The sequence below is a fragment of the Pelomicrobium sp. G1 genome, from assembly GCF_051905455.1.
In the GTDB taxonomy this organism is placed as follows: Bacteria; Pseudomonadota; Gammaproteobacteria; order Burkholderiales; family UBA6910; genus Pelomicrobium.
The window spans coordinates 1-25,822 of sequence record NZ_JBQACR010000021.1 but is presented as its reverse complement, the minus strand read 5'-3'; the positions used below and the strand labels follow the sequence as shown (position 1 = coordinate 25,822).

Here is a 25,822-nt window from a genome sequence, read left to right as displayed (position 1 = left end):
AGAAGGGCCTGGCGCCGGCCGGGCCCTGACGGAGCGCCGCGGCGCCCGACCGGCGCAACCTTAGCTATTGTAACGGTCAGCGCCGGCCCCGGCACCCGTCAACCCTTGCCTGAGGAACCCCGGTGGCCCCACCTCCGCCCGCTGAGTTCGGCATGCCCCTGGAGGAAGTCGACACCCCGGCCCTCCTGGTCGACCTGGACGTTCTCGAGCGTCACCTGCGCCGCATGGCGGATTCCCTCCGGGGCCTGCCCGTGCGGCTTCGCCCCCACGCCAAGAGTCACAAGTGCCCGGAGATCGCCCGCCGGCGGATGGCCCTTGGGGCGGTGGGGGTGTGCTGCCAGAAAGTGAGCGAGGCCGAGGCCCTGGTGGAAGGGGGCATCGTCGACGTGCTGGTGTCCAACGAGGTGGTCGGCCGGCGCAAGCTCGAGCGCATCGCGGCTCTCGCCCGCCGGGCCCGGGTGGCGGTGTGCGTGGACGATGCCGGCAACGTGGACGAGCTGGACGCGGCCGCCCGGCGCGCTGCCATCGACGCGGCCGTGGGCCACGTGCAGGCCACGGTGGGGCTGCTGGAGAACCACGGCATCCCCTGTCCCTGGGTGACCGGCGGCGGCACCGGCACCTACCTCCTGGAGGCCGCCAGCGGCGCCTACCGGAAGGTGCAGCCGTAGGGTTCCTATGTCTTCATGGACGCGGACTACGCCAGGGACCTGGGGGGGGCGCCTGAGGCCTCGCCCCCTCCGCCCCCCTTTGAGCTGAGCCTTTTCGTGCTCGCCACGGTCATGGGCCGGCCTGCGGCCTCCCGTGCGGTGGTGGACGCCGGCCTGAAAGCCTTCAGCGTGGACTCGGGACTGCCCCTGGTCCACGGCCGCCCGGACATCGTCTACACCCGCGCCATGGACGAGCACAGGGCGCTGGAGCCCGCGCCGGGGGCGAGGCTGCCGGCCCTGGGGGGAGAAGCTCCTCCTGGTGCCGGGCCATTGCGACCCCACCGTCAACCTTGACGACTGGTACGTGGCCGTTCGAGGGGGGCGGGTCGAGGCCCTGTGGCCCATCACCGCCCGGGCTGCCGTCTGGTAAGGACGTCCCCCCGGGAAAACTTCACGCCCCATGCCGCGGTCGAATTTAGCGTCTGCGGAAGAAGAGGAAAGGAGGGGAACCATGAAAAAAACCGTCGTCGCCCTGTCGTTGCTTCTCGTCGCTGGAAGCGCCCTGGCCCTGGCCCAAAGCCCCGAGGACTACTACAAGCGCCGGGCCCAGGAGTACGTGGCCCTGTTCGAGCAGTACGATGTGAACCGGGACGGGCGCATTAGCCGTTCCGACATCTTCGGGCACATTGAGCTGCTGGCCCGCTTCAACGACATCGACGTCAACCGGGACGGCTACATCACCCGGGAAGAGATGCAGGCCTACGTGGACCGGCAGTACCTGTCCCACATCGCGGCGGGCAAGTAACGAGCGCCCGAAAAAAAGAAAGCGGGACGCCGGTCCCGCTTTCTTTCGGGCCCGGAAAGACTCGCTTCAGACGCTGAAGCTCTCCCCGCAACCGCACTCGTCCTTCACGTTGGGGTTACGGAAGGTGAAGCGTTCGTTGAGGCCCTCCCGGGTGAAGTCCACTTCCGTGCCGTCGAGGAAGGGCAGGCTCTTGGCGTCCACCAGCACCTTGACCCCGTGGCTTTCGAACAAGGTATCCCCTTCCCGCGCCTCGTCGGCGAATTCTACTTTGTAGGCGTAGCCGGAGCAGCCGGCCGTACGCACCCCCAGCCTCAAGCCCAGGCCCCGGCCCCGCTTTTCCAGGAAGCTTCGAACGTGTTTCGCCGCTGTTTCGGTCAACGTCACTGCCATAGAATTCGCTCCTTGCCGTCGATTGGCTTATTTTAGCGCCACGTCCCGGCGGCGTTAACCGCTCCCATCAGAGGGCGAGGGCGCTCAGGCGCCGCAACCGAGCCACCACGCCCCCCAGGGCCTCCAGGAAAGCCTCCACCTGGGCCTGGGTGTTGCCGCGCCCCAGGCTCACCCGCACCGCCCCCCGGGCGAGCTCGGGGCTGACCCCCATGGCGAGGAGCACCTCACTTGGACCCGTCTTCAGGCTGGAGCAGGCGGAGCCGCTCGCCACGCAAAAGCCCAGCCGGTCCAGCTCGATCACCAAAGTCTCGCCATCGATGCCTTCGAAGGCGAAATAGCTCGTATTGGGAATGCGGGCCGCACCCGCGCCGAAAATCACGGCGCCGAGGCTCGCCACCCCCCGCTCCAACCGGTCCCGCAGGCGGGCAAGCCCCTCAGCGTCCTGCCGCCAGCGGGCCCTGGCGAGCTCGCAGGCGACCCCCATGCCCACGATGGCGGGCACGTTTTCCGTGCCGGCCCGCAGCCCTCCTTCGTGGCCGCCGCCGCTGATCAGGCCCTTCACCGACACCCGCTTGTCTAGCACCAGGGCCGCCGCCCCTTTAGGACCGTAGACCTTGTGGGCCGACACCGTCAGCGCGTGCACGCGAAGCGAGCGGAAGTCCACTTCCATCTTCCCTAGAGCTTGTACCGCATCACTGTGTACCCAGGCCCCTGCCCCTCGGCCCCGTTCAGCGATGCGAGCCACGTCCTGGATTACCCCTGTCTCGTTGTTGGCCAGCATCACCGACACGATCCCGGTGGGCTGCGTCAGGGCCGCCTCGTAATCGCCGAAGTCGAGCCGTCCCTGCTTGTCCACCGCGATCCGGCGGCACTGCCACCCTTGGCGGATGAGCTCCTGGGCGGGCTTCGCCACGCAGGGGTGCTCCACCGCCGACACGAGGATCTGGGAGGGCTTGAGGAAAGCGGCGGCCCCCTTGATAAACAGATTGTTGGCTTCCGAACCGCCGCTCACGAACACCACCTGGGAAGGCTGAGCGCCCACCGCTTCGGCCACCTGCTCCCGCGCCCGGTCCACGGCTTTGCGCGCCCGGGTGCCCAGCTCATGGCGGCTGGACGCATTGCCGAAGTCTGCGCGCAAATAGGGCAGCATGGCCTCCAACACCCGCTCGTCCAGGGGCGTGGTGGCGTTGTGATCGAAGTAGACCGGATCCACGACGGCAGGGCTCAAACCGAAACCGCGGGCTCGGGACTGGTTCTGCCGCCCGCCTTGCGCTGGTCCTTCAGGACCGCCACGCTCTCTTGCCGCTGTTTCGCCACCAGCTGGGCCAAGCTCACCGAGGACAGATACTCGTAGATTCTCTCGTTGAGACCGGCCCATAGCTCGTGGGTCATGCAACGCTCCCCGTCCTTGCAGTCTTCCTTTCCGCCGCACAAAGTGGCGTCGATGGGCTCGTCCACCGCCAGGATGATGTCGGCCACGGAGATTTCCGCCATGGACCGGGCGAGGGTGTACCCGCCCCCGGGCCCGCGCACGCTCTCCACCAGCCCGTGGCGCCTCAGCTTGCTGAAAAGCTGCTCCAGGTAGGAGAGGGAAATCTTTTGCCGCTCGCTGATCCCGGCAAGGGCGGTGGGCTTTGCGCCTCCCTGGAGCCCCAGGTCGATCATGGCGGTCAACGCGAAGCGTCCCTTAGTGGTCAGTCTCATGCCCGCTGTCCTTTTCTCCCGGTTGCCCGCTTTAAAATTCAACTCATTGAAAATATTAATAATAAGACAAGGATAAAATACACAACTAAATTAGTCAACTATTTTGTTCAGATAAGCGGCGTCGAACTTGTCCTCTAGGGCTTTGAGCTCGTCCACCCGGGCGCCCAGCCGGTCCAGGGCCTCGATGATCTTGTTGAGCCGCTGGTCGGTGACCACCGTATGGTCGAGCAAACCGTGGATCGCCTTCACGATGGGATCATCCATGTCCTGGCTGATAGCGTAGGCGGAAAAGCCCATCTGCTCCGCCTGGCGCTCCCGGGCGTCCTTGCGCGAATCGTCCACCAACCGGGCCGGGATCCCCACCGCGGTGGCGCCGGGCGGCACGTCCTTGACCACCACCGCATTGGAGCCGATCTTGGCGCCATCGCCGACGGTGATGGGGCCGAGCACCTTGGCGCCGGCGCCGATCACCACCCCCCTGCCCAGGGTGGGATGGCGCTTGCCCTTGTTCCAGGTGGTTCCGCCCAGGGTGACCCCGTGGTAGAGGGTGCAGTCGTCGCCGATCTCGGCGGTCTCCCCGATCACCACGCCCATGCCGTGGTCGATGAAGAAGCGCCGGCCGATGCGCGCCCCCGGATGGATTTCAATGCCGGTAAGCCACCGGCCGATGTGCGAGACGAACCGCGCCAGCCACTTGAAGCCCATGAGCCACAGCCGGTGGCTCACGCGATGGATGACGATGGCATGAAAGCCAGGATAGCAGGTGATCACCTCCCAGGCATTGCGCGCGGCCGGGTCCCGGTGAAAAACGCTGGCGATGTCTTCTCGAAGTCGGTCGAACATGCGGGTATCCTTGAATCGCTGTACGAGTATCCATTTCCCAACCAATTCGGTCAAGAATTCGGCCGGGACTCGTACATCGCTCGGACCGCCCGCACTGCCGATCCATGAACGCGCTTGTCATTCCCTGGCCACCGCCTTGAGGATGCCCCGCAGGAGGCTCACCTCGTCCTTTTCCAGGCGGGCGCGATCGAAGATGCGCCGCAACCGCCGCATCGACCGCCCCGACCGCTGCGGTTCCAGGAAGCCGACGGCGAGAAGGGTGCGCTCCAGGTGGGCGTAGAAATGCTCCATGTCCTCGTGGCGCGCCATCTCCCGCGGGCTCGCCTCCAGGCTTCCCGCTTGGGGCAAGGCCATACGCAGCTCGTAGCCCATGACTTGCACGGCGGCCGCCAGGTTCAGGGAGTGGTAATGGGGGTTCCCGGGAATATGCACCACCATCCGGCAGCGCTGCAATTCCTCCCGGGTGAGCCCGCTCGCCTCGTTGCCGAACACCAGCGCCACCGGCCCGGCCCGGGCGAAGGCAAGCAGCTCCGGCGCGGCCTCCCGAGGCGTCAAAGGCTGCGGCGCCAGCTCCCGGTGGCGAGCGGTGAGCCCCGCCGCCAGCACGGTGCCCGCCAGCGCCTCGTCTAGGCTGTCCCATTGCCGGGCCCCCTCCAGTACGTCTGCCGCCGCCGCGGCCATAGCGGTCGCCTCCGGGTCGGGGAAGCGCCGGGGGCGCACCAGGTATAGCGCCGTAAGCCCCATGGTCTTCATCGCCCGCGCCGCAGCGCCGATATTGCCCGGGTGGCTCGTGCCCACGAGCACCACGCGCACCCTCTGCAGCGGATCGGGTTTATTCACCGGGGGAATCGCACTACAATGCGCGGATTCTTCGTAACCCAGTCAACAGCGTCCCATGCATCCCATGCTGAATACCGCCGTCAAGGCGGCGCGGCGCGCCGGCAACATCATTCTGCGCGCCGCCCGGGACCTGGATCTGGTGAAGGTCAGCGCCAAGGGGTACAACGATTTCGTGTCGGAGGTAGACCGCGCGGCCGAAGAAGCCATCATCGAAGTGTTGCACAAGGCCTATCCGGACCATGCCATTCTAGCAGAAGAGAGCGGCGGCCATGGGCGTTCGCCGTACCAGTGGATCGTGGACCCCCTGGACGGCACCACCAACTTCCTCCACGGCATGCCCCAGTATGCGGTGTCCATCGCCCTCATGCACAAAGGGACGCCGAGCCAGGCCGTGGTCTACGACCCCGTCCGCAACGATCTGTTCACCGCCAGCCGGGGCGCCGGCGCCTATCTGAACGACCGGCGCATCCGCGTGAGCAAGCACCCGAGCCTGGAAGGGGCGCTGATCGGCACCGGCTTCCCTTACTCCCGCAAGGAGCACAGCGAGGCGTATCTCGCCATGCTGCGCGACGTGATGGGAATCGCGGCCGGCGTGCGACGGCCGGGGGCCGCGTCCCTGGACCTGGCGTATGTAGCCGCCGGCTGGTACGACGGTTTCTGGGAACTCGGGCTCTCCCCCTGGGACATGGCGGCCGGCTGCCTCCTCATCACCGAAGCGGGCGGCCTGGTGGGTGACCTGAGGGGGGAACCCCATCACTTGAAGAGCGGCCACATCGTCGCCGGCAACCCCAAGGTGTTCGTCGAGCTGCTCAAGGCGATCGCGCCCCACCTCACCGAGAAGCTGAAGAACCCCTGATTCCCGCCACGCCGGCCTCGGCAGAACCCGGTCCACGCTTCCCATGAAGCTCGACGACCTCTCCCGCCACACGCCTGTCATGCAGCAGTATCTGCGCATCAAGGCACAGCATGCCGATGTGCTGCTGTTCTACCGCATGGGCGACTTCTACGAGCTGTTCTACGAGGACGCGGAGAAGGCCGCCAGGCTCCTCGACATCACCCTCACCCGGCGGGGGGTATCCGCCGGCGAGCCGATTCCCATGGCGGGCGTGCCGGTGCACTCGGCGGAGCAGTACCTGGCCAAGCTCCTACGGCTGGGGGAGTCGGTGGCCATCTGCGAGCAGGTGGGGGACACGGACGCCGCCCGCGGCCCGGTGGAGCGGCGGGTGGTGCGCATCGTCACCCCCGGCACCCTCACCGACGCGGGCCTGCTGGACGAACGCGCCGAGAGCGTGCTCCTCGCCGCCACCTGGGAACGCCGGCGCGTGGGCCTCGCCTGGCTCAACCTGGCCGCCGGGAGCCTGCGGGTCATGGAAATCGAGCCCGCCGCCCTCGCCTCCGAGCTGGAGCGGATCCGGCCGGCGGAAATCCTGCTGCCGGAGAGCCTGCGGCACCCGGTCTTCGAAGCCCGCCCGATCCCGCTGAAACGCCTGCCCGACTGGCAATTCGACCACTCCATCGCCCAGGACCTGCTCGCCCGCCATTTCGGCACCCGCGACCTCTCGGGCTTCGGCTGTGACGACCTGCCCCTCGCCGTCGCCGCCGCCGGCGCCCTAGTGGAGTACGCCCGCCTCACCCAGGGGGCCACCCTCGCCCATCTGCAAGGCGTCACCGTGGAGCGGACGACCGATTTCGTGCGCTTGGACGCCGTGACCAGGCGCAATCTGGAGATCAGCGAGACCTTGCGCGGAGAGCCGGCCCCCACCCTTCTCTCGGTGCTGGACACCTGCGCCACCAGCATGGGAAGCCGCCTGTTGCGCCACTGGCTGCACCATCCCCTGCGCCTGCGCTCCCCGCGGGAACAGCGGCTGCAGACGATCGCCGAGCTGGCTGGGGATGCGCGCGAGACCTGCGCCGCTCTGCGTGCCGAGCTCAAGTGCATGGCCGATCTGGAGCGCATCGCCGCCCGCATCGCCCTGGGAAGCGCGCGCCCCCGGGACCTGGCCGCGCTGCGGGACAGTCTCTCCCGCCTCGATGCCCTCGACGCACTGCTCATGTCTCTCCAGGCCTCGCGGCTGGGCGAGATCCGGTCGGCGCTCGCTTTACCCAAAGAAGTGCTGGCCCGGCTCAAGCGCGCTGTCAAGGAGACGCCCGCAGCCTTCCTGCGCGACGGGGGCGTGATCGCCGACGGCTACGATGCGGAACTGGACGAGCTACGGAGCCTCCAGGCCCATTGCGGCGAATTCCTGCTGGCCATGGAGGCCCGGGAGCGGGCCCGCACCGGGATTCCCAACCTCAAGGTGGAATACAACAAGGTCCACGGCTTCTACATCGAGGTGACCCGGGCCCAGAGCGACAAGGTGCCGGAGGACTACCGCCGGCGCCAAACCCTCAAGAACGCCGAGCGCTACATCACGCCAGAACTCAAGCGCTTCGAAGAAAAGACCCTCTCCGCCCAGGAGCGGGCCCTGGCACGGGAGCGGGAACTCTACGAGGAACTGCTCGCCTGGCTCGGCGGGTACGTGCCCCGGCTGCAGGGCATCGCCCGGGCCGTGGCGGAGCTGGATGTCTTCGCCGCTCTGGCGGAGCGAGCCTTGGCCCTGGACTACCGCGCCCCGGAGTACACGGAGGAGCCGGTCATCGAGATCGAGGCAGGGCGCCACCCGGTGGTGGAGCGCGCGACGGCGGACTTCATCCCCAACGACGCCCGGCTAGGTCCCGGGCGCAGGCTTCTGGTGATCACGGGCCCCAACATGGGGGGCAAGTCCACCTACATGCGGCAGGTGGCGCTGATCGTGCTCCTCGCCTGCTGCGGCAGCTTCGTCCCGGCAGGCCGGGCGGTGATCGGGCCGGTGGATCAGATCTTCACCCGGATCGGCGCCGCCGACGACCTGGCCGGCGGCCGCTCCACCTTCATGGTGGAGATGACCGAGGCAGCCAATATCCTGCACAACGCCACGGACACGAGCCTGGTGCTCATGGACGAGGTGGGCCGCGGCACGTCCACCTTCGACGGCCTCGCCCTGGCGTGGGCCATCGCTTGCCATCTCCTCACCGTCAACCGCGGCTATACCTTGTTCGCCACCCACTACTTCGAGCTGACCCGCCTCGCCGCTCTCTACCCGGAGGCCGCCAACGTGCATCTGGGCGCGGTAGAGCACGGCAACAAGGTGGTCTTTCTCCACACGGTGAACGAGGGGCCCGCCAGCCAGAGCTACGGGCTGCAGGTGGCGGCCCTCGCTGGCGTTCCGGCGCGGGTGATCGCCCAGGCGCGCAAGCAGCTCCACTGGCTGGAAACCCAGGGATTGAGCCGGTCGCGGCAAGGGGACTTGTTCGCGCTGGCAATCGAAGCGCCGCCGGCCGAACCCGAACCCCACCCGGTCCTGGACGCGCTCAAGGCGCTGGAGCCGGACGAGTTGTCGCCACGGGAGGCACTGGAAAAGCTCTACGAACTCAAGCGCCTCGGTAAGGCGTGACTCGCCTGGATATTTCACGAAGGGCTGCGGCCGAGCGTCCCGAAAGACTGCCTGGCGGTTCAGTCCCCTTCTCAGTCTCTCTCTCCCTCTGGGCGAGAGGGGAGGAGGGAGGGTGGATTGCGGCCCATGGCCCGCTGGCCATCGACCAAAGACTCGATGGCCCGGCCGCCCTCAGTGATGCCCGTGGGGGCCGTGGACGTGCCCGTGGGCCAGCTCTTCCGGGGTGGCCGGCCGCACGTCGGTCACCTGGCAGTCGAAACGCAGCCGCATGCCGGCGAGGGGATGGTTGCCATCCACCACCACCTTGTTCTCGGCCACCTCGGTCACGGTGAAGATGTGCACCTCCCCCGATTGCTCGCCCCGGCCTTCGAACTGCATCCCTACCCTCACCTCGGCCGGAAATAGGGCCCGGTCCTCCACCCGCACCAGGGAGGCGTCGTACTCGCCGAAGGCGCTCTCCGGCTCCATGGTGATGGAGCACTCGTCCCCGGGCTGCTTGCCCTCCAGGGCATCCTCCACCAAGGGGAAAATGCCATGGTAGCCCCCGTGCAGGTAGGAGACCGGCTCCCGGGATTCCTCGAGTAGATTGCCCTGCGCGTCGAACAGCTTGTAGGTGAAGGTAACGATAGTGTTTTTTGCGACGATCATGGCGATAGTTCCTTTAGTTCATTGAGCCGGAAGACGAACCCGCCTGGCCCGGCCCGGATATTTTTCGTCCATCGCCGCTTCCTTTGAGGGGCATCCTGGGGAAATATCCGAGCTAGACAACAAGGTACCGTCAAAGGGTCCCGGCGCGCAACCGCCGCCCCATATCCCCGCCGCCCGTTATCTCCTAGGAGCGTCTTCGTGAAACATGGGGACCGGCTTTGGCACCGAGCTGTTTGACCAGCTCCAGCACCGCGTGGGCGTGACCCTTCGGGTTGACCCCGTAGAGGGCGTGGCGCACGATGCCCTTCTTGTCGATGATGAAAGTGGACCGGCACACGATCAGCCGACGCTTGCCCTCCACCTCTTTTTCCTGGAGCACGCCGTAGCGCCGGCACACCTCGCCGTCGGTGTCGGAGAGGAGCTGGATGGACAGTCCGTGCTTGTCGCGGAAGGAGCCGTGGCTGATGCAGTCGTCCCGGCTCACCCCCAGAATCACGGCGTCCAAACGCTTGAATTCCTCCTCCAGGTCACTAAAGTCGATCGCCTGCATGGTACACGCCGGAGTGTCGTCCTTAGGGTAGAAGTACAGCACCACGTTCTTCTTGCCACGAAACGTCGACAACCGCACCATCGCCATGTCGGCATCGGGAAGGTCGAATTCCGGCGCGGCCTGGCCGACTTGAACCATTGCAGGCGGTGCATCCATCGTCGAGGAGAAATGGCGAGGCCATTCTAACGTATTTGTCTCGCGGCACAATGCGCGATCGGGCCGATCGCGGGGTTCCTTTGACAATTGAAAATGCAAGCTTCTTCGCACTCGGTAAAGCTCTCCCTCCTGGGCGGCCTGAGCGCCGCCGATTTCCTGCGCGCCCACTGGCAGAAGCGACCCCTCCTGGTGCGCGAGGCGCTTCCCAGCTTCGCCGGGCTTCTCTCCCCCCGGGAACTGATAGCGCTCGCCGCCCGGGACGACGTGGAGTCCCGCCTGGTGATCAAGCAAGGCCGCCGCTGGCACGCCGAGAGCGGCCCCTTCGCCGGCCGGCGCTTCTCCCGGCTGCCCGAGCGGGGATGGACCCTGCTGGTGCACGGTCTCGACCTGCACCTCGCCTCCGCCCACGCCCTGATGATGAACTTCGCCTTCCTGCCCCTCGCCCGGCTGGACGACGTGATGGTGAGCTACGCCGCCCCCGGCGGCGGGGTCGGGCCCCATTTCGATTCGTACGACGTTTTCCTGCTGCAGGGCCCGGGGCGCCGGCGCTGGCGCATCTCCGCCCAGGCCGATCTCGAGTGGGTGGAAAACGCACCGCTCAAGCTCCTCAAGCGCTTCCGCGCCGAGCGGGCCTGGATCCTGGAGCCCGGCGATCTCCTCTATCTCCCGCCCCGCTACGCCCACGAGGGCACTGCCCTGGGGGAATGCATGACCTACTCCATCGGCTTCCGCGCCCCTTCCCACGGGGAGCTCGCCACCCAGTTCCTGGCCTATCTCCAGGATCGCATTCGGCTCCCGGGGATGTACGCCGATCCGGACCTGCGCCCCCAGCGCCGCCCGGCCCGTATCCCCGCCCAGATGGTGCAACGTTTCGCCCAGGTGCTCGCCCACATCCGCTGGAGACCGGCGGAGGTAGAGGCGTTCGCCGGAGTCTACCTCTCCGAGCCCAAGCCCACGGTGGTGTTCTCTCCCCCCTCGCGCCCTTTAAGCCCAAACGCCTTCGCCCGGGAGGCGGCGCGGCGGGGCGTCGTCCTGGCCATCAAGACCCGCATGCTCCATGGCCCCCGAGGGGTCTACATCAACGGGGAAGCCGTCCGGGTGGAGGGCGCTTCCCGGGAAGCGCTGGCGCGGCTGGCCGATGCCCGCGTACTTCCGCCCAGAACACCCCTCGATCCCACCGTCCGGGAAGCGCTTTACCAGTGGTACCGGGCCGGGTATCTCGCCCTGGGGAAGGCCGCAGGGAAGCGCGGGCGCGGCCGCTAAACTGTATAAAAATACAGGTTACTATCCTTTTCGCCGTGTTCTGCTAAAATCCGCCGCCGGTCGGGATCCGGGACAGCCAGCGCCCATCCGTTCGGACCAGGGCGCCAGGCGGTCCCCCAGGAGCCTGTACAGGCAACCGGGTCTCGCCGGAAGCGGGCGAGACTTGCACGTACAGGTTCCTGGGATGCCGGCCTGGAAAAGCAGGACATGACCAACTTTTCGAAGGATAACTCCCCTATGAAACGCTCCATCCTCCTCGTAGCCCTCGCCGCCGTGGCGCTGAGCGCCTGCGGCAAGAAAGAAGAAGCGGCCACGGCGCCGGCGCCCGCTCAACAGGCCGCTCCGGCGCCCGCTCCGGCCCCGACCCAGCAGGCGGCTACGCCTGAAGCCAAGCCGGCCGAAGCCCTACCGCAAGCGGCCGCGCCTGCGGGCGAAGCCAAGCCCGCCGAAGGCCAGGCCGCCCCTGCCGCCGCGCCCGCCGAAGAGAAGAAAGAGCAGCCCAAGTAATCCGGGTCGCTCGAACGGGCGAGTGGCAAAAAGGCCGGCGCAAGCCGGCCTTTTTCATTGGCTGAGCGGAGGTCAACGGACCTCGCGCCAGCCGAAGCCCAGGTCTTGATCCGCCGCGCCGATCCACTCGGGCTCGCAGGATAGGGCTTGGGCCAGGGCGCGCCGGGCCAGCTCGGGGGTGTTGTTGGTCTGGCTGAGATGGGCGGCGACCAAATGCTGCAAGCGGCCCGTTTCCAGGCTCCCAAGGAGCCCGGCGGCGGCCGGGTTGGCTAGGTGCCCGTAGCGACCGGCCACCCGCCGTTTGAGGGACGGGGGATAGGGTCCCTTCTCCAGCATCTCGGGATCGTGGTTGCACTCCAGGACCAGGGCCTGGCAGCCGTTCAGCATTGCCCGGATGTGGGGCGTGGGGCAGCCGGTGTCGGTCAGCACCCCCAGGCGCACCGCCCCGTCGGCGAAGACGAACTGGACGGGCTCCCGGGCGTCGTGGGGCACGGGGAACGGATGGATCTCCAAGTCTCCCACGGCGAAGGGCGTATGGCTGTCGATCAGATGCACTTCGGTGGCGGGGAGCAGGGCCGATTCCAGGGCCCGGCGGGTGCCGTAGGTGAGGTAGACTGGAATGCCGTGACGGGCTGCCAGTCGGGCGACGCCGCTGGCGTGGTCCTCGTGCTCGTGGGTTACCAGGAGGGCGTCCAGCTCGCCGGGATCCACCTTCAGCCGAGCCAGCCGGGCCTCGGTCTCCCGCAAGGGAAAACCGCAATCGAGGAGCACGCGGGTCCCGTTCGCCTCCACCAGCAGGCCGTTCCCTGCGCTGCCGCTGCCGAGGGAGGCGAAGCGCATCATGACGCGGGGGAAGGGAGGAGAGGGATAACCACGCCCCGCGGCCCGGCGCGGCTTCTCATCCCTTTCCCTCGCCCGGCATCCGTGGCGCCCGCTCACTTGAGCTGCTCGTACAGCAGGCTCAGGATCTTTTTGCCGGTTTCGGACTTCTCCGGCTGGCCTTCCTTGTCGAGCACGCTCACCCGAGTGCCCTCTCCTGTGGGCTCCAGGTGAACGCGATACTGCTCCGGCCTGGGCTTCCCCCCCTCGTCGCTGCGCCAGAAGGCGAGCCGGGAGAGGAGCCCGCCTTCTTTCCTCGGCTGGGTCTCCAAGGGGGCGTAGCGCACGTAGTAGATCCCGTTGGAGCGGTCCCGGTCCACCACGGTGAATCCTACCCGGTCCAGGGCGAGCCCCACCCGCCGCCAAGCCCGGTCGAAGGGATCCACCAGGGCCAGCGTCCCCGCCCCCGGCATCAGGCTCGCCTGGGGCTCCCGGCTGGGCGCCGCGAGCAGTTGCCGGCTGCGCTCCTCTTCCACACCGAAGCGCACCGCCAGCCGCCGCAGCATCTCCGCCTCCAGGTCTGGATTGGGCGGCACCGGCTCCCACACGGAGCCCTGGGGCTCGTTGGGATTGTTGCCCACCAGCCGCTCCACCATCCCCCGGTGGCTGATGTAGACCTCGGTGGCGGTGCGATCCTTGATCGGCTCCAGCCGGGTGCGGAACTTGTCCCGCTCGCCGGTGGACCACAACTGGTCCAGCACCTTGCCCAGGGTATCGCGGATGAAGTCTTGGGGAATCTTGGCCCGGTTCTCCGCCCAGTCGGTCTCCATCACCCCGGCCTCCGGGACCTCGGTGGCGATGATGAAGCCCAGCTCCAGCCAGAAGTCCCGCACCACGGGCCATACTTTTTCCGGCGGCTGGTTCACCACCAGCCAGCGCTCGCTGCCCGCCCGCTCGATGCGCACTTGCGCGTTCTCGGGGAGCAGGGTGGATACGCCCGAGGGCTGGGGGCGCCCGGCGCGCTCGGCGCTGTAGGCGGAATAGGTGGCCGGTCCCGGGGCGTTCACGTCCGGCACGGTGTAGCGATCGCTCGTGCTGGGCGCCGTCAGGTCGGGGGGAATTTCCAGCGGCGGCAGCTTGCTGGAAGACTTGTAATCGATCTCCTTGCGCAGCAGCCCCCCCGAGCAGCCCGCCACCACCAGGGCCAGCAGGAAGGCTCCGATCCCCCGAACCAGGGCGCGCGGCCCTCCACTCCTTCGGCTCACCCCAGCACCCCCGCCTGACGCATGGCCTCCCGCACCCGCCCGTGATACTGGGAGGCGAGGGGTGTCAAGGGGAGCCGGATGCCCTCGTTGATGAGCCCCAACTGGGCGACGGCCCACTTCACCGGAATCGGGTTCGCTTCGATGAACAGATCCTTGTGCAATCCCATCAATCGATTGTTGATCTCCCGGGCGCGGCTCAAGTCCCCCTCGAAGGCGGCAGCGCACATCTCGTGCATGAGCCGGGGCGCCACGTTGGCGGTAACGGAAATGACCCCATGGCCGCCCAGCAGCAGGAGCGCGAGGGCGGTGGCGTCGTCACCGCTGTAGACCGCGAAATCCTTCGGCACGCGCCGCAGCAGGTCGGCACCCCGCTCCAGGTTCCCGGTGGCGTCCTTGATGCCCACGATGTTGGGAAGCTCGGCCAGGCGCAGCACCGTGTCGTTGCAGATGTCGGCCACCGTCCGGCCGGGCACGTTGTAGAGGATATGGGGCATGTCCACCGCTTCGGCGATGGCCTTGAAATGCCGATACAGCCCCTCTTGGGTGGGCTTATTGTAATAGGGCACCACCGACAGGCTCGCGTCGGCGCCGGCTTCCCGGGCGTAGGCCGCCAGCTCGATGGCCTCCCGCGTGGCGTTGGCCCCCGTGCCGGCGACGATGGGAATGCGTCCCGCCGCGTGCTCTACCGCCACCCGGATCAGGGTGCGGTGCTCGTCGAAATCCACCGTGGGCGATTCCCCCGTGGTGCCCACCACCACGATGCCGTCGGTGCCTTGCTCGATGTGCCAGTCGATCAGCGCGCGGTAGCGCTCCAGGTCCAGGCTGCCATCGTCGTGCATGGGGGTGACGATGGCGACGAGACTGCCCTTGATCATGTGATAGCGCCCAGAAAATGGGCCATTGTAGCCAATTCAGCCTCCCGGCGAAATGGAACCCCCGCCTCTTTTGCCCCGCGGCATACACGCCGGCTCAATCCGCCGGCAGTGCCGGTTCCAGGTCCACCGGCTCGGAGAAGCGCACCGCGCACAGGCGCTGGAGGACCGCGGGTTTCGGAACGCTGACCCGCCCGCTTTCAAAGGCCACCACCTGGAGCGCGGCACCGAAGACCGCGAGCAGCTCCCCCGGCCGCAACAGGAAGTCCGGGTTGCTGGGGCGGCCGTAGCGCTCGTTGCCCGCCGCGAAGGTCTCGTAGATGAGGACGCCCCGTTCCCCGAGGGCCTCGAGCAAGCAGGGGAACAAGGGCCGGTGGAGGTAGTGGGTGACCACGATCCCGTCGAAGCGCCGCCCGGCATAGGGCCAGGGCCCGCCCTCCAGGTCGGCCACCCGCACCGTGATCCCGGGCACCCCCGCCAAAGCCTGCAAGACCTCGGCGTCTCGGTCCACCGCTTCTACCCGGTACCCCAGCCCCGCGAGATAACGGGCGTGCCTGCCGGAGCCCGCCGCCACGTCCAGAACGGCGCCGCCGGCGGGAATCAGCCGGGCCCAGCGCTTCACCCAGGCGGAGGGTTCGAAAAGGGTGTGGGCGTGTTCCATGGTGATCCGCGCCCGGCCTTGGGATCAGGGGCCAGGTGGCTCGGGCGCAGCAGCCCATTATAAAAAAGCCCTCGCCCGGTTTGCCGCGGCCGCCGGGGTTGAGGTATAAGTTTTCTCAAGCGGCCAGCCCTCGCCGCACCGACAGAACCGCGACTCCCCATGCTCCTCGGCTCCGCGTCCCGCGGCCGTCCATGAGCCCTTCCCCCACTCCTCCCCCCTCCGCCCCCGATCCCGAGGAGATCAGCCGGGCCGAGCGGCCCGCGCCCGCGGTGGGCAAGGACCGGCGCCCGTCCCTCGCGGCCCTGCTCTTCGCGACCCCCCTGCGCCGCAACCTGGCGCTGGCCCTCACCCTGGCGGCCATCGGGGGGCTGGGTGGCTGGACCTACCAGGGCGTGCGCGGCTCCCTGCAGGAGATCCGCGCTTCCGAGCTCACCACGGTGCTCGACGCGGAAGTCAAAGGGCTGGAGATCTGGATAGAGGAAAAGAGGCGGGAAGCGGAGCGCTGGGCCCAGGACCCCCGGGTCCGGGAGGCCGTGGTGGAGCTTGCCCGCCTGAGCCGGGACCCGGCAACGGCGTCAAGCCGCCTGTGGGAGTCGCCGGCCCGGGCGCGGTTGTTCGAAATCCTGTCCCCCGTCATCCGGGACTCGGGCAGCGTCAGCGCCCAGGTGATCGACCGGAGCGGGGTGATCATCGCCACCCGGTTTCGCGAGTACGCGGGCGCCCGCTTGTCAGGCACGGCCCTCGACCACCTGGAACCGGTGTTCCAGGGAAAGACCCGCTTCGTGCGCCCGCTGCGGGAGGAGCAGCGCCTGAACGCTCCGCCCCTGCCCCTGTTCCGGCGCCCGGTGCTGTGGATCGAGGCCCCGGTACGCAACGAGCGGGGCGAAGTGATCGCCGCCCTGGGCTTCGCCCGGTTCGCCGACGAAGAGTTCGCCCAGATCCTCAAGGTGACGCATCCCGGGAAAACGCTGGAGGTGTACGCTTTCGACGAAAGCGGTCTGATGCTCTCCGAAAGCCGCTTCGACGAAGCCCTCAAGCGCGCGGGCCTTCTGCCTCAATCTCCCGACGCCCGCTCGGCACTCGCCGTGCAGGTGCGCGACCCCGGGGGCGAACTGGCCACCGGGTACGTGCCCGAGCTGGAGCCGAACGCCTGGCCCCTCACCCGGCTGGCGGCGCTGGCCGTGGCGAGCCGCTTTAAATCCGACCCCCAGGAGCAGCGGGGCGTCCTGGTGGAGCCGTATCGCAACTATCGCGGCGTCCTGGTGATCGGCGCGTGGAAGTGGCTGCCGGAGTACGACATGGGGGTGGCGGTGGAGGTGAGCGCCCGGGAGGCCTTCGCCCCCCTCGCCTATCTCAACGTCATGTTCGGCACCCTGTTCGGGCTGTTCGTCCTGTCCCTGCTGGCGGCCCTCGGCTCGTCCCTGCTGGTGGCCCGGCTCAAGCGCCAGGTGGGCGAAGCGCGCCAGCTCGGGCCGTACAAGCTGGAGCGAGAGATCGGCGAAGGCGGCATGAGCCGGGTCTATCTCGCCACCCATGCGCTCCTCAAGCGGCCCACGGCGGTGAAGATCCTGAAGCCCGCGGTGGCCACCGACGAGATGATTGCCCGCTTCGAGCGGGAGGTGCGCCTCGCGAGCCAGCTCTCCCACCCCAACACCATCGAGATCTACGACTACGGCCGCTCGCCCGACGGGGTCTTTTTCTACGCCATGGAGTACCTGAACGGCATCACCCTGGACGTCCTGGTGGCGCGCGACGGGGCGGTGCCCGTTCCCCGGGTGATCCACATCCTGCGGCAGTTGTGCGGGTCGCTACGGGAAGCCCACGGGAAAGGCCTGGTGCACCGGGATGTCAAGCCCCAGAACATCATGCTGTGCGAGCGAGGCGGGGAGCTGGACGTGGTAAAGGTCCTGGACTTCGGGCTAGTGAAGGACCTGGACAAGCCCGACCCCCGGGACCTCACCCGCACCTTGCGCATCCTGGGCACGCCCTTGTACATGGCGCCGGAGCGCATCCGCAACCCGGGGCAGGCCGACTCCCGCTCCGACATCTATTCCGTGGGCGCAGTGGCCTTCTATCTTCTCACCGGGCGGCGGCTGTACGAGGCGGAAACCGACATGGACCTGACCCACCAGGTGCTGAGCGCCCCGCCCCCGCGGCCTTCCGAGCGCGGCGCCCAGGAGATTCCCCAGGAGCTGGACGACCTGGTGGTGCGCTGCCTGGACAAGGACCCCGCCGCCCGTCCCCAGCGCATGGAGGAGCTGCTCGTGGTGCTCTATGTGCTCTCCGCCTGGCACCCCTGGACCCAGACCGCCGCCGCCGAGTGGTGGCAGCGGCTGCGGGCGAGCGGGGAACGCGCCCTTTCCTCGGCGCCCCAGCCGTCGGCCGCATAAGAAAAGCGCCCTCACGCCGCGGCCGCCTGCCGCTCCGCCTTGGTGAACATGAACTCGCCGCCGGAAACGTCCACCCGGATCAGGTCCTTCGGCCCGAAGCGGCCCTCCAGGATCAGCCTGGCCAGGGGATTTTCGATCCGCTGCTGGATCGCCCGCTTCAAGGGGCGCGCCCCGTAGGCCGGATCGAACCCCACCTTGGCCAGCTCGGAGAGGGCTGCCTCCGACACCTCCAGCCCTATGTCCATCGCCGCCAGCCGCTTGCGCAGGTAGGCAAGCTGGATCTGGGCGATCTGCTTGATGTGCTTCTCGTCAAGGGCGTGGAACACCACCACCTCGTCGATGCGGTTGATGAACTCGGGCCGGAAGTAGTTCTTTACTTCCGCCATCACCGCCAGCTTGATCACCTGGTAGTCGTCCCCCGCCATCTGTTGGATCATGTGAGAGCCCAGGTTGGAGGTCATCACCACGACCGTGTTGCGGAAGTCCACCGTCCTGCCCTGCCCATCGGTGAGGCGCCCGTCGTCGAGCACCTGGAGCAGTACGTTGAACACCTCGGGATGGGCCTTCTCCACCTCGTCCAGCAGGATCACCGAGTAGGGCTTCCTGCGCACTTGCTCGGTGAGCTGGCCGCCTTCCTCATAGCCCACGTAGCCCGGTGGCGCGCCGATCAATCGCGCCACCGAGTGCTTTTCCATGTACTCGCTCATGTCGAGGCGGATCAAGTGCTCCTCCGAGTCGAACAGAAACTCGGCCAGGGCCTTGCACAGCTCGGTCTTGCCCACCCCGGTGGGTCCGAGGAACAGGAACGAGCCGTAGGGCCGGTTCGGGTCGGCAAGCCCAGCCCGGGAGCGGCGGATGGCGTCGGAGACAAGCCGCACTGCCTCGTCCTGGCCCACCACCCGCTGATGCAATCGCTCCTCCATGTGGAGCAACTTTTCCCGCTCCCCTTCCATCAGCTTGGAGACGGGAATGCCGGTCCAGCGGGACACCACCTCGGCCACCTCCTCCGCGCCCACCTGGGTGCGCAGCAGTTTGAACTGCTTCTTGCCCGCGCCGCTTTCCGCCTGCTTGAGCTGGGCCTCGAGCTGGGGGATCTTCCCGTACTGGATCTCGGAGACTTTCTGCCAGTCGCCCCTCCGCTTGGCCGCCTCCATCTCCAGCTTCAGCTTGTCCAGCTCCTCCTTGATGTGCTGGGCGCCGGCCACCTGGGCCTTCTCCGCCTTCCAGATCTCCTCCAGGTCCGAATACTCCTTCTCCAGCTTGGCGATCTCCTCTTCCAGGAGCTGCAGCCGCTTCCGGGACGCCTCGTCCTTTTCTTTCCTCACCGCTTCCCGCTCGATCTTGAGTTGGATCAGGCGCCGCTCCAGGCGGTCCATCTCCTCCGGCTTGGAGTCGATCTCCATGCGGATGCGGGCCGCCGCCTCGTCGATCAGGTCGATGGCCTTGTCCGGCAGGAACCGGTCGGTGATGTAGCGGTGGGAAAGTTCGGCAGCGGCCACGATGGCCGGGTCGGTGATCTCCACCCCGTGGTGCAGTTCGTACTTCTCTTGCAAGCCCCGCAGGATGGCGATGGTCTCCTCCACCGTGGGCTCGTCCACCATCACCTTCTGGAAGCGCCGCTCCAAGGCGGCGTCCTTCTCGATGTACTTGCGATACTCGTCCAGGGTCGTGGCGCCGATGCAATGCAGCTCGCCCCGGGCAAGGGCGGGCTTGAGCATGTTGCCGGCATCGATCGCCCCTTCGGCCTTGCCCGCCCCCACCATGGTGTGGAGCTCGTCGATAAAGACGATGATGCGGCCTTCTTCCTGGGCGATCTCCTTGAGCACCGCCTTCAGGCGCTCCTCGAACTCGCCCCGGTACTTGGCCCCCGCCAGCAGGGCCGCCATGTCCAGGGACAGCACGCGCTTGTTCTTCAGGGATTCCGGCACCTCGCCGTTGACGATGCGCTGGGCGAGCCCCTCCACGATGGCGGTTTTGCCCACGCCGGGCTCGCCGATCAGCACCGGGTTGTTCTTGGTGCGCCGCTGCAGGATCTGGATCACCCGTCGGATCTCGTCGTCGCGCCCGATCACGGGATCGAGCTTGCCCCGGCGGGCCCGTTCGGTGAGGTCCAGGGTGTAGCGCTCCAGGGCCTGGCGCTGGCTCTCGGCCTCGGGGTTTTCCACGCTCGCGCCGCCCCGCACCGTCTGGATCGCCTGCTCCAGTGCCGTGCGGTTGGCCCCGTGTTGCTTGAACAGGCGCCCGGTCTCGCCCTTGTCCTCGGTCAAGGCCAGGAGAAAGAGTTCCGAGGCGATGTACTGGTCCCCCCGCTTCTGGGCCTCCTTGTCGGTCAAGTTGAGCAGGTTGACGAGGTCCCGGGACAGGGTGATTTCCCCCCCGGTTCCCTCCACCTTCGGCAGCCGCTGGAGGCTCTTCTGCAGGTCGGCTTTCAGGGCCCCCACGTTGACCCCCGCCCTAGCGAGAAGCGACGCCGTGCCGCCGTCTTCCTGGTTGAGAAGGGCCATCAGCACGTGCTGGGGCTCGATAAAGGGGTTGTCCTGGCCCAAGGCCAGGCTCTGGGCGTCGGCCAATGCCTGCTGGAACTTGGTGGTCAATTTGTCCAGGCGCATGGAGGGTCTCCAAAAAGTCTTTGCCGAAAAATGAACTTTTCACTTAAATGGGGGGACGGGCGGCGATTTCAATGCCTTCCGGGGTTCGGAATCCTGCCGGGCCAGGGTATCATCGGGGAAAGAAAGGAGCAGACCCCATGACGAACCGGATCAAGGCCCTGGTTTTCGACGCCTACGGCACGCTCTACGACGTGCACTCGGTGGTCGCCCGGTGCGACCAGCGCTTCCCCGGTCAGGGACAGGCCTTGAGCCAGACCTGGCGGCAAAAGCAACTGGAATACACCTGGCTCAAAAGCCTCATGGGGGAATACGAGGACTTCTGGGCCATCACCGAGAGGGCCCTGACCTACGCCTGCCGTCACCTGGGCCTTGCCTGCGACAACGCCACCCGCGCCCGGCTCTTGAACGCTTACCTGCACCTGGAGCCCTACCCAGAAGTGGCGGAGGCGCTGGAGGCCCTGCGAGGGCGGCCGCTGGCGATCCTCTCCAACGGCAGCCCCCGCATGCTGCTGGACCTGGTCCGCAACACGGGGCTCGAGCCCAAGTTCAAGGCGATCCTGTCGGTGGACGAGCTCAAGATCTTCAAGCCCCACCCGTCCGTGTACGCCCTGGCCCCGGCCCGCCTGGGGGTGGACAAGCATGAGGTGGGGTTCGTCTCGTCCAACTACTGGGATGTGGTGGGGGCCAAGGCGTTTGGCTTCCACGTCTTCTGGATCAACCGCTTCGACGCCACGCCCGACGAGTTGGGGCACAGCCCGGACGCGGTGCTGAAGGCCTTGACCGAACTTACCCAGCACGTGCGCTAGCCCGATGGACCCCACGCTCCAGGAGCATGTGGCCCGGGACGTGGCCGGGGCGCTCGAAGAAGACCTGGGTCCCGGAGACCTGACCGCGCAGCTCCTGCCCGAGGACTTGATCGCCCGGGCCCGGGTCATGTGCCGGGACCACGCGGTGCTGGCCGGCGCCCCCTGGTTCGATGCCTGCTTCCGGCGGCTCGATCCGGCCGTGGAGATTCAGTGGAACGTCCCCGAGGGCGGCGCCTTGTCCCCGGGCACCGAGGTCTGCCTGCTCCAGGGTCGGGCCCGGGCGCTTCTCTCGGCGGAACGGCCCGCCCTCAACTTTCTTCAGACCCTCTCGGCGGTGGCCACCGCCACCCGGCGCTACGTGGACGCGGTGGCGGGCACTCGTGCGCGCATTCTCGATACCCGCAAAACGCTGCCCGGGCTGCGGTTCGCGGAAAAATACGCGGTGCGCGTGGGCGGTGGCACAAACCACCGCATGGGGCTTTATGACGGGATCCTGATCAAGGAGAACCACATCGCCGTGGCGGGGGGCGTGAAGGAGGCCCTGGCTGCCGCCTGGCGGATGAACGCTTCGGTGCCGATCCAGATCGAGGTGGAAACCCTGGCCCAGATCGAGGAGGCTCTGGCCGCCGGCGCCCGGCTCATTCTGCTCGATAACTTCTCCCTCGACGCCATGCGGGAGGCAGTGCGCCTGACTGCCGGCCGGGCCGAGCTGGAAGCTTCCGGCGGCATCACCTTGGAGAACGTGCGCGCCATCGCCGAAACGGGCGTGGACCGCATCTCCATCGGCAGCCTCACCAAGGACGTGAAGGCGGTGGACTTCTCGATGCGGGTGGTGCCGGTGGCGTGAAGCCTGAAGGAGTGCCAAGCTGCTGCACCGGCGCTCGGTCTAGCGCTCCCGCAAGCTCTCGTTCGCGGTCTGCAGCAAGGGCGAGAGGAAGTACTCGATCACCCGGCGGCTTCCCGTTTTGATCTCGGCGGTGACCGCCATGCCGGGGGTGAGCTGCACGGTGCGCCCGTCCACCTGGAGGGTAGAGCGTTCCAACAGCAGCCGCGTCTGGAACACCAGCCCCCGCTTCTCGTCGTTGACGGCGTCGTTGGAGACGAAGGTGACGGTGGCCGGAATCGTGCCGTAGCGGGCGAACGGGAAGGTCTCCACCTTGATCTCGGCCCGCTGCCCCGCCTTCACGAAGCCCACGTCCTTGTTCGGCAGCCACGCCTCCACCTCCGCCCGGTAGTCCCTGGGCGCGATCACCAGGAGGGGCTGGGCCGGGGTCACCACGCCGCCTTCGGTAAAGACCGCGAGCTGCTGCACCGTGCCGTCCACGGGGGCGGTGAGCCGCGTGAGCCTGCGCTTCTGCTCGGCCTTCACCACGTCTTGGGCGAGGCTGGCGGCGCGCTTGTCCGCCTCGTTCAGCGTCGCCGCCACGGTGCGCCGGAACTCCGCCGCGTACGCCGCCTGTTCCCGCGCCGCCTGGGCGATGGCGCTCGCGAGTTCCGCGGCCCGCAGCTGCTGGTGGGCAAGTTCCCGCTCCTGCTCGATGCGCGCCTGCTCCTTCTCCAGGAAGCCGTGGCGGGAGACGAAGCTCTTCTCCATCAAGGCTTGGAAATCCTCCGCCCGCCGGCGGGCGATCTCCACCGTCTGTTCCAGCCGGGCGGCGAGCTCCCGGGTCGTGGCGAGCTCCGCCCTGCGCCTGGCCAGCTCCGCCTCAAAGGCCGCCATACGGCTGCGGTATTCCTCGAACTGGCTCGAAAGCAACCGCTGCTCGGACGCCAGCCGCGCCGGGTCCACGTCCGGCAGTGGGGGAAGCCGCGGCGCGGCGCCGCCCTCCAGCGCGTTGAGCAGCGCCCTGGCGCGGGCCGACTCCAGCCGTGCCGCGACCCAGGCGTCCCGCGTCTGGGCTGACTCCGCGTCGGCGGCGGTGGCGTCCAGCTCGATCAGGATATCGCCTTGCCGGACCGACTGCCCGTCCCGCACCAGGATGCGCTTCACGGTGGCCGTCTCCATGGGCTGGACCACCTGGGCGCGCACGTCGGCGATCAGCTTCCCCGGGGCCACGGCCACCGTGTCCACGCGCCCGAAAACCGCCCAGGCGAGCGTCAGGGTGAAGGCGGCGATGAGGGTCCACAGGATCGCGCGGGGCAGCGGCGCCGGCGGGGTCTCCTGCAGCTCCAGCACCGCCGGCAGGAACTCGCGCTCCAGGGGCTCGCGCCGGGGTGGCTCCAGCGCGCGCCGTGCTTGCCAAGCCGCCCGGAACACCCGGACGTAGCGGGCGAGCAATTCACCCCAAGGGGAGCTGGAAGCGCCCATCGCCGCGCGCTTCATGCCGTCTCCGCCATGGTCCCACCCCGGATGCCTACGCGCTCTGCAGCGCGTAGAGCCGGGCGTAGCGCCCGTCGGGACGCTCCTTGAGCTCCCCGTGCCGGCCTTCCTCCACCAATTCCCCCTGGTCGAGCACGAAGATGCGGTCCGCCTCCTTCACCGCAGAGAGGCGATGGGTGATGACGATCACCGTGCGCCCGGCGCAGATCCGCTTCATGTTTTCCTGGACGGTGCGCTCCGACTCGTAGTCGAGGGCGCTGGTCGCCTCGTCGAAGATGAGCACCCGGGGATTGCCAAGCAGCGCCCGGGCGATGGCGATCCTCTGGCGCTGCCCGCCGGAGAGGGTCGCGCCGTGCTCGCCGACGGGCGTATCGTAAGCCTGGGGAAGCTCCATGATGAACTCGTGGGCGCCGGCGAGCTGGGCCGCCTCGATCACCACCTCCAGGGACGCGCCGGGATCGGCGAGCGCGATGTTGTCGCGGATGCTCCGGGCGAAGAGCACGTTCTCCTGCAGCACCACCCCGATCTGCCGGCGCAGCCACACCGGGTCGGCCAGGGCGAGATCCACCCCGTCCATCCGCACCCGCCCCCGCTCGGGCGCGTAAAGCCGCTGAATCAGTTTGGCGATGGTGCTCTTGCCCGAGCCGCTGCGGCCCACGATGCCGATCACCTCGCCGGGCTCGATGCGGAAGGAGACGCCTTTCAGCACCTCGGTCCCGTCCGGACGGTAACGGAAGTGCACATTCTCGAACTCGATGGCGCCGCGCATGGGCGGGAGATCCTGGCGGCTCGCCGGGAGTTCAGTGCGGGCGTTCAGGATGTCCCCCAACCGTGCCACCGAGATCCCGGCGTGCTGGAACTCCTGCCAGAGCTGGGCCAGCCGCATCACCGGCTGGGCCACCCTGGCCGCCAGCATGTTGAAGGCGATGAGCGCCCCGATGGTGAGCTCGCCGTCGATCACCTGATAGGCGCCGAGCCACAGGATCGCCACCGTCGTAAGCTTGCCGATGAGGGACACCGTCTCGGCGGCTACGGAAGAAAGGCGTGCCACGCGAAATCCCGCCGTCACGTAAGCCGCGAGCTGGCTGTCCCAATGACGGGTGACATGGGGCTCCACCGCCATCGCCTTCAGCGTGTGGATGCCGGAGACGGACTCCACCAGGAAAGCCTGGTTCTCGGCGCCGCGGTCGAACTTCTCGTTCAATCTGGCCCGCAGTGCCGGGGTGACCAGCACCGAGAGAAGGGCGTAACAGGGAAGCGACGTGAGCACGATCAAGGTAAGCGCTACCGAGTAGTACAGCATCACCCCGATGAACACCACCGAGAAGACGAGATCGAGCAGCGCGGTAAGCGCCGGGCCGGTCAAGAACTGCCGGATGTGCTCCAGCTCCCGCACCCGGGCCACCGAATCCCCCACCCGGCGCGCCTCGAAGTAGGCGAGCGGCAGCGCCAGGAGATGGCGGAACAGCCGCGCGCCCAGCTCCACGTCGATGCGGCTCGCGGTATGGGAGAACACGTAGGTGCGAAGCCCCGACAGCAGCGCCTCGAACAGGGACACCGCCAGAAGCCCCACGCCCACTACCGTGAGGGTGCTGTAGCCCCGGTGCACCAGCACCTTGTCCATCACCACCTGGAAAAAGAGGGGCGTCACCAAGGCGAAGAGCTGGAGAAAGAGGGAGGCCACCAGCACCTCCCCCAGGAGCTTGCGGTACTTGACCAGGGCGGGGATGAACCAGGAGAAGTCGAATCGCGCGAGCTCCCCCGCGAGGGACGCCCGGGAAGCGATGAGGATCAGCTTCCCCGACCAGCGCGCCTGAAACGCCTCCCGCGCGAGCACCTGGGGCCGCCCGGCGCCCGGGTCTTGGATCAACACCTGTTCGCGATCCCTATCCGCCCGGGCCAGGACAAAGAAGCGGCCATCCGTCCCTTCCGCGATGGCGGGGAGAGGGGTGGTTGCCAGGCGCTCGAAACGGCTCTCCGCCACTTTCGCCTTCAGCCCCAGGGATTTCGCCGCCAGAAGGATTTGCTCGATGCCGAAGGGCTCGTCCCCGATGTCGAACTCGTGGGCGAGGCGCCCGGCATCGGCCGCAACCCCGTGGAACCGGGCGAGCATCACCAGACACGCGAGGCCGCTCGCCCGGCCTTCAGGCTCTTGCATGGTCCCCTCCCCGCGTACTTACTGCCAGTTCGCCGCGATCACCGGTTCGAGCGCCTGCTGGTACTGCGGCGGCAGCGTTCCCTGGCCCATGGAGGG

General features: G+C 67.9%; 24 protein-coding genes. 10 read left to right on the top strand and 14 right to left on the bottom strand.

Features of this window, described 5'->3' with window-relative positions:
- Nucleotides 1–122 precede the first annotated feature (122 nt).
- The 3 genes from ACTFO6_RS16460 to ACTFO6_RS16450 all read left to right on the top strand — a co-directional run bounded on the left by ACTFO6_RS16460 (nt 123) and on the right by ACTFO6_RS16450 (nt 1,452).
- Nucleotides 123–668 (top strand): alanine racemase, encoded by a 546-nt coding sequence (locus ACTFO6_RS16460; RefSeq protein WP_439935530.1) that lies wholly within the window; start codon nt 123–125, stop codon nt 666–668.
- A gap of 15 nt (nt 669–683) precedes the next feature.
- Nucleotides 684–1,001, top strand: coding sequence for a hypothetical protein (locus ACTFO6_RS16455; protein WP_439935529.1), 318 nt, complete (start codon nt 684–686; stop codon nt 999–1,001).
- 157 nt (nt 1,002–1,158) lie between these two features.
- On the top strand, nt 1,159–1,452 hold the full coding sequence (locus ACTFO6_RS16450) for a calcium-binding protein (RefSeq protein ID WP_439935528.1): 294 nt from the start codon (nt 1,159–1,161) through the stop codon (nt 1,450–1,452).
- Nucleotides 1,453–1,518: 66 nt separating this feature from the next.
- Here the strand turns inward: ACTFO6_RS16450 and iscA are convergent, their stop codons facing one another.
- From iscA to ACTFO6_RS16425, 5 genes are all read right to left on the bottom strand, one after another.
- A complete protein-coding gene (gene iscA, locus ACTFO6_RS16445; RefSeq protein ID WP_439935527.1) occupies nt 1,519–1,842 on the bottom strand; it encodes an iron-sulfur cluster assembly protein IscA in 324 nt (107 codons plus the stop codon).
- Nucleotides 1,843–1,909: 67 nt separating this feature from the next.
- The gene (locus ACTFO6_RS16440) at nt 1,910–3,070 is read right to left on the bottom strand and encodes a cysteine desulfurase family protein (protein WP_439935526.1); all 1,161 of its coding nucleotides are present in this window, start codon (nt 3,068–3,070) and stop codon (nt 1,910–1,912) included.
- Nucleotides 3,067–3,546, bottom strand: a complete 480-nt coding sequence (locus tag ACTFO6_RS16435; RefSeq protein ID WP_439935525.1) for a Fe-S cluster assembly transcription factor — start codon at nt 3,544–3,546, stop codon at nt 3,067–3,069. The genes ACTFO6_RS16440 and ACTFO6_RS16435 overlap by 4 nt, the downstream gene beginning before the upstream one ends.
- A 90-nt stretch (nt 3,547–3,636) precedes the next feature.
- Entirely contained in the window at nt 3,637–4,389 is a 753-nt protein-coding gene (gene cysE / locus ACTFO6_RS16430; protein ID WP_439935524.1) for a serine O-acetyltransferase, read from the bottom strand.
- Between the two features lie 117 nt (nt 4,390–4,506).
- A complete protein-coding gene (locus ACTFO6_RS16425) occupies nt 4,507–5,229 on the bottom strand; it encodes an RNA methyltransferase (protein WP_439935523.1) in 723 nt (240 codons plus the stop codon).
- A gap of 55 nt (nt 5,230–5,284) precedes the next feature.
- Here ACTFO6_RS16425 and ACTFO6_RS16420 point away from each other — a divergent pair, with 55 nt between their 5' ends.
- Complete coding sequence (locus ACTFO6_RS16420; protein ID WP_439935522.1) at nt 5,285–6,085, top strand: inositol monophosphatase family protein; 801 nt, start codon at nt 5,285–5,287, stop codon at nt 6,083–6,085.
- A gap of 43 nt (nt 6,086–6,128) precedes the next feature.
- Nucleotides 6,129–8,702 carry a DNA mismatch repair protein MutS gene (mutS, locus tag ACTFO6_RS16415; RefSeq protein ID WP_439935521.1) on the top strand — a complete coding sequence of 858 codons (2,574 nt, stop codon included), beginning with the start codon at nt 6,129–6,131 and terminating at the stop codon, nt 8,700–8,702.
- A gap of 171 nt (nt 8,703–8,873) precedes the next feature.
- Here mutS and ACTFO6_RS16410 read toward each other — a convergent pair whose 3' ends face one another.
- Nucleotides 8,874–9,350, bottom strand: a complete 477-nt coding sequence (locus ACTFO6_RS16410; protein ID WP_439935520.1) for an FKBP-type peptidyl-prolyl cis-trans isomerase — start codon at nt 9,348–9,350, stop codon at nt 8,874–8,876.
- Nucleotides 9,351–9,534: 184 nt separating this feature from the next.
- Nucleotides 9,535–10,038 (bottom strand): peroxiredoxin, encoded by a 504-nt coding sequence (locus tag ACTFO6_RS16405; RefSeq protein ID WP_439935519.1) that lies wholly within the window; start codon nt 10,036–10,038, stop codon nt 9,535–9,537.
- A 111-nt stretch (nt 10,039–10,149) separates the two neighbouring features.
- Between ACTFO6_RS16405 and ACTFO6_RS16400 the strand changes: the two genes are divergently transcribed.
- Nucleotides 10,150–11,319 (top strand): JmjC domain-containing protein, encoded by a 1,170-nt coding sequence (locus tag ACTFO6_RS16400; RefSeq protein WP_439935518.1) that lies wholly within the window; start codon nt 10,150–10,152, stop codon nt 11,317–11,319.
- Between the two features lie 237 nt (nt 11,320–11,556).
- Nucleotides 11,557–11,826 carry a hypothetical protein gene (locus ACTFO6_RS16395; protein WP_439935517.1) on the top strand — a complete coding sequence of 90 codons (270 nt, stop codon included), beginning with the start codon at nt 11,557–11,559 and terminating at the stop codon, nt 11,824–11,826.
- 72 nt (nt 11,827–11,898) lie between these two features.
- Here ACTFO6_RS16395 and ACTFO6_RS16390 read toward each other — a convergent pair whose 3' ends face one another.
- From ACTFO6_RS16390 to ACTFO6_RS16375, 4 genes are all read right to left on the bottom strand, one after another.
- On the bottom strand, nt 11,899–12,666 hold the full coding sequence (locus ACTFO6_RS16390) for an MBL fold metallo-hydrolase (protein WP_439935554.1): 768 nt from the start codon (nt 12,664–12,666) through the stop codon (nt 11,899–11,901).
- A gap of 95 nt (nt 12,667–12,761) precedes the next feature.
- A complete protein-coding gene (bamC, locus tag ACTFO6_RS16385; RefSeq protein ID WP_439935516.1) occupies nt 12,762–13,910 on the bottom strand; it encodes an outer membrane protein assembly factor BamC in 1,149 nt (382 codons plus the stop codon).
- Nucleotides 13,907–14,785 carry a 4-hydroxy-tetrahydrodipicolinate synthase gene (gene dapA, locus ACTFO6_RS16380; protein ID WP_439935515.1) on the bottom strand — a complete coding sequence of 293 codons (879 nt, stop codon included), beginning with the start codon at nt 14,783–14,785 and terminating at the stop codon, nt 13,907–13,909. The genes bamC and dapA overlap by 4 nt, the downstream gene beginning before the upstream one ends.
- Nucleotides 14,786–14,879: 94 nt before the next feature.
- Nucleotides 14,880–15,443: a class I SAM-dependent methyltransferase gene (locus tag ACTFO6_RS16375; RefSeq protein WP_439935514.1), complete on the bottom strand. Its 564-nt coding sequence runs from the start codon at nt 15,441–15,443 to the stop codon at nt 14,880–14,882.
- Between the two features lie 191 nt (nt 15,444–15,634).
- On the opposite strand from ACTFO6_RS16375, the gene ACTFO6_RS16370 reads away from it, so the two are divergent.
- Nucleotides 15,635–17,833, top strand: coding sequence for a serine/threonine protein kinase (locus tag ACTFO6_RS16370; protein ID WP_439935513.1), 2,199 nt, complete (start codon nt 15,635–15,637; stop codon nt 17,831–17,833).
- 11 nt (nt 17,834–17,844) lie between these two features.
- Here ACTFO6_RS16370 and clpB read toward each other — a convergent pair whose 3' ends face one another.
- Nucleotides 17,845–20,442, bottom strand: coding sequence for an ATP-dependent chaperone ClpB (gene clpB / locus ACTFO6_RS16365; protein WP_439935512.1), 2,598 nt, complete (start codon nt 20,440–20,442; stop codon nt 17,845–17,847).
- A 137-nt stretch (nt 20,443–20,579) separates the two neighbouring features.
- Between clpB and ACTFO6_RS16360 the strand changes: the two genes are divergently transcribed.
- Nucleotides 20,580–21,248: a haloacid dehalogenase type II gene (locus ACTFO6_RS16360; RefSeq protein WP_439935511.1), complete on the top strand. Its 669-nt coding sequence runs from the start codon at nt 20,580–20,582 to the stop codon at nt 21,246–21,248.
- A gap of 4 nt (nt 21,249–21,252) precedes the next feature.
- On the top strand, nt 21,253–22,095 hold the full coding sequence (gene nadC / locus ACTFO6_RS16355) for a carboxylating nicotinate-nucleotide diphosphorylase (RefSeq protein ID WP_439935510.1): 843 nt from the start codon (nt 21,253–21,255) through the stop codon (nt 22,093–22,095).
- 39 nt (nt 22,096–22,134) lie between these two features.
- Here the strand turns inward: nadC and ACTFO6_RS16350 are convergent, their stop codons facing one another.
- Nucleotides 22,135–23,571, bottom strand: coding sequence for an HlyD family type I secretion periplasmic adaptor subunit (locus ACTFO6_RS16350; protein WP_439935509.1), 1,437 nt, complete (start codon nt 23,569–23,571; stop codon nt 22,135–22,137).
- A gap of 31 nt (nt 23,572–23,602) precedes the next feature.
- The gene (locus ACTFO6_RS16345) at nt 23,603–25,726 is read right to left on the bottom strand and encodes a type I secretion system permease/ATPase (RefSeq protein ID WP_439935508.1); all 2,124 of its coding nucleotides are present in this window, start codon (nt 25,724–25,726) and stop codon (nt 23,603–23,605) included.
- Nucleotides 25,727–25,822 lie beyond the last annotated feature (96 nt).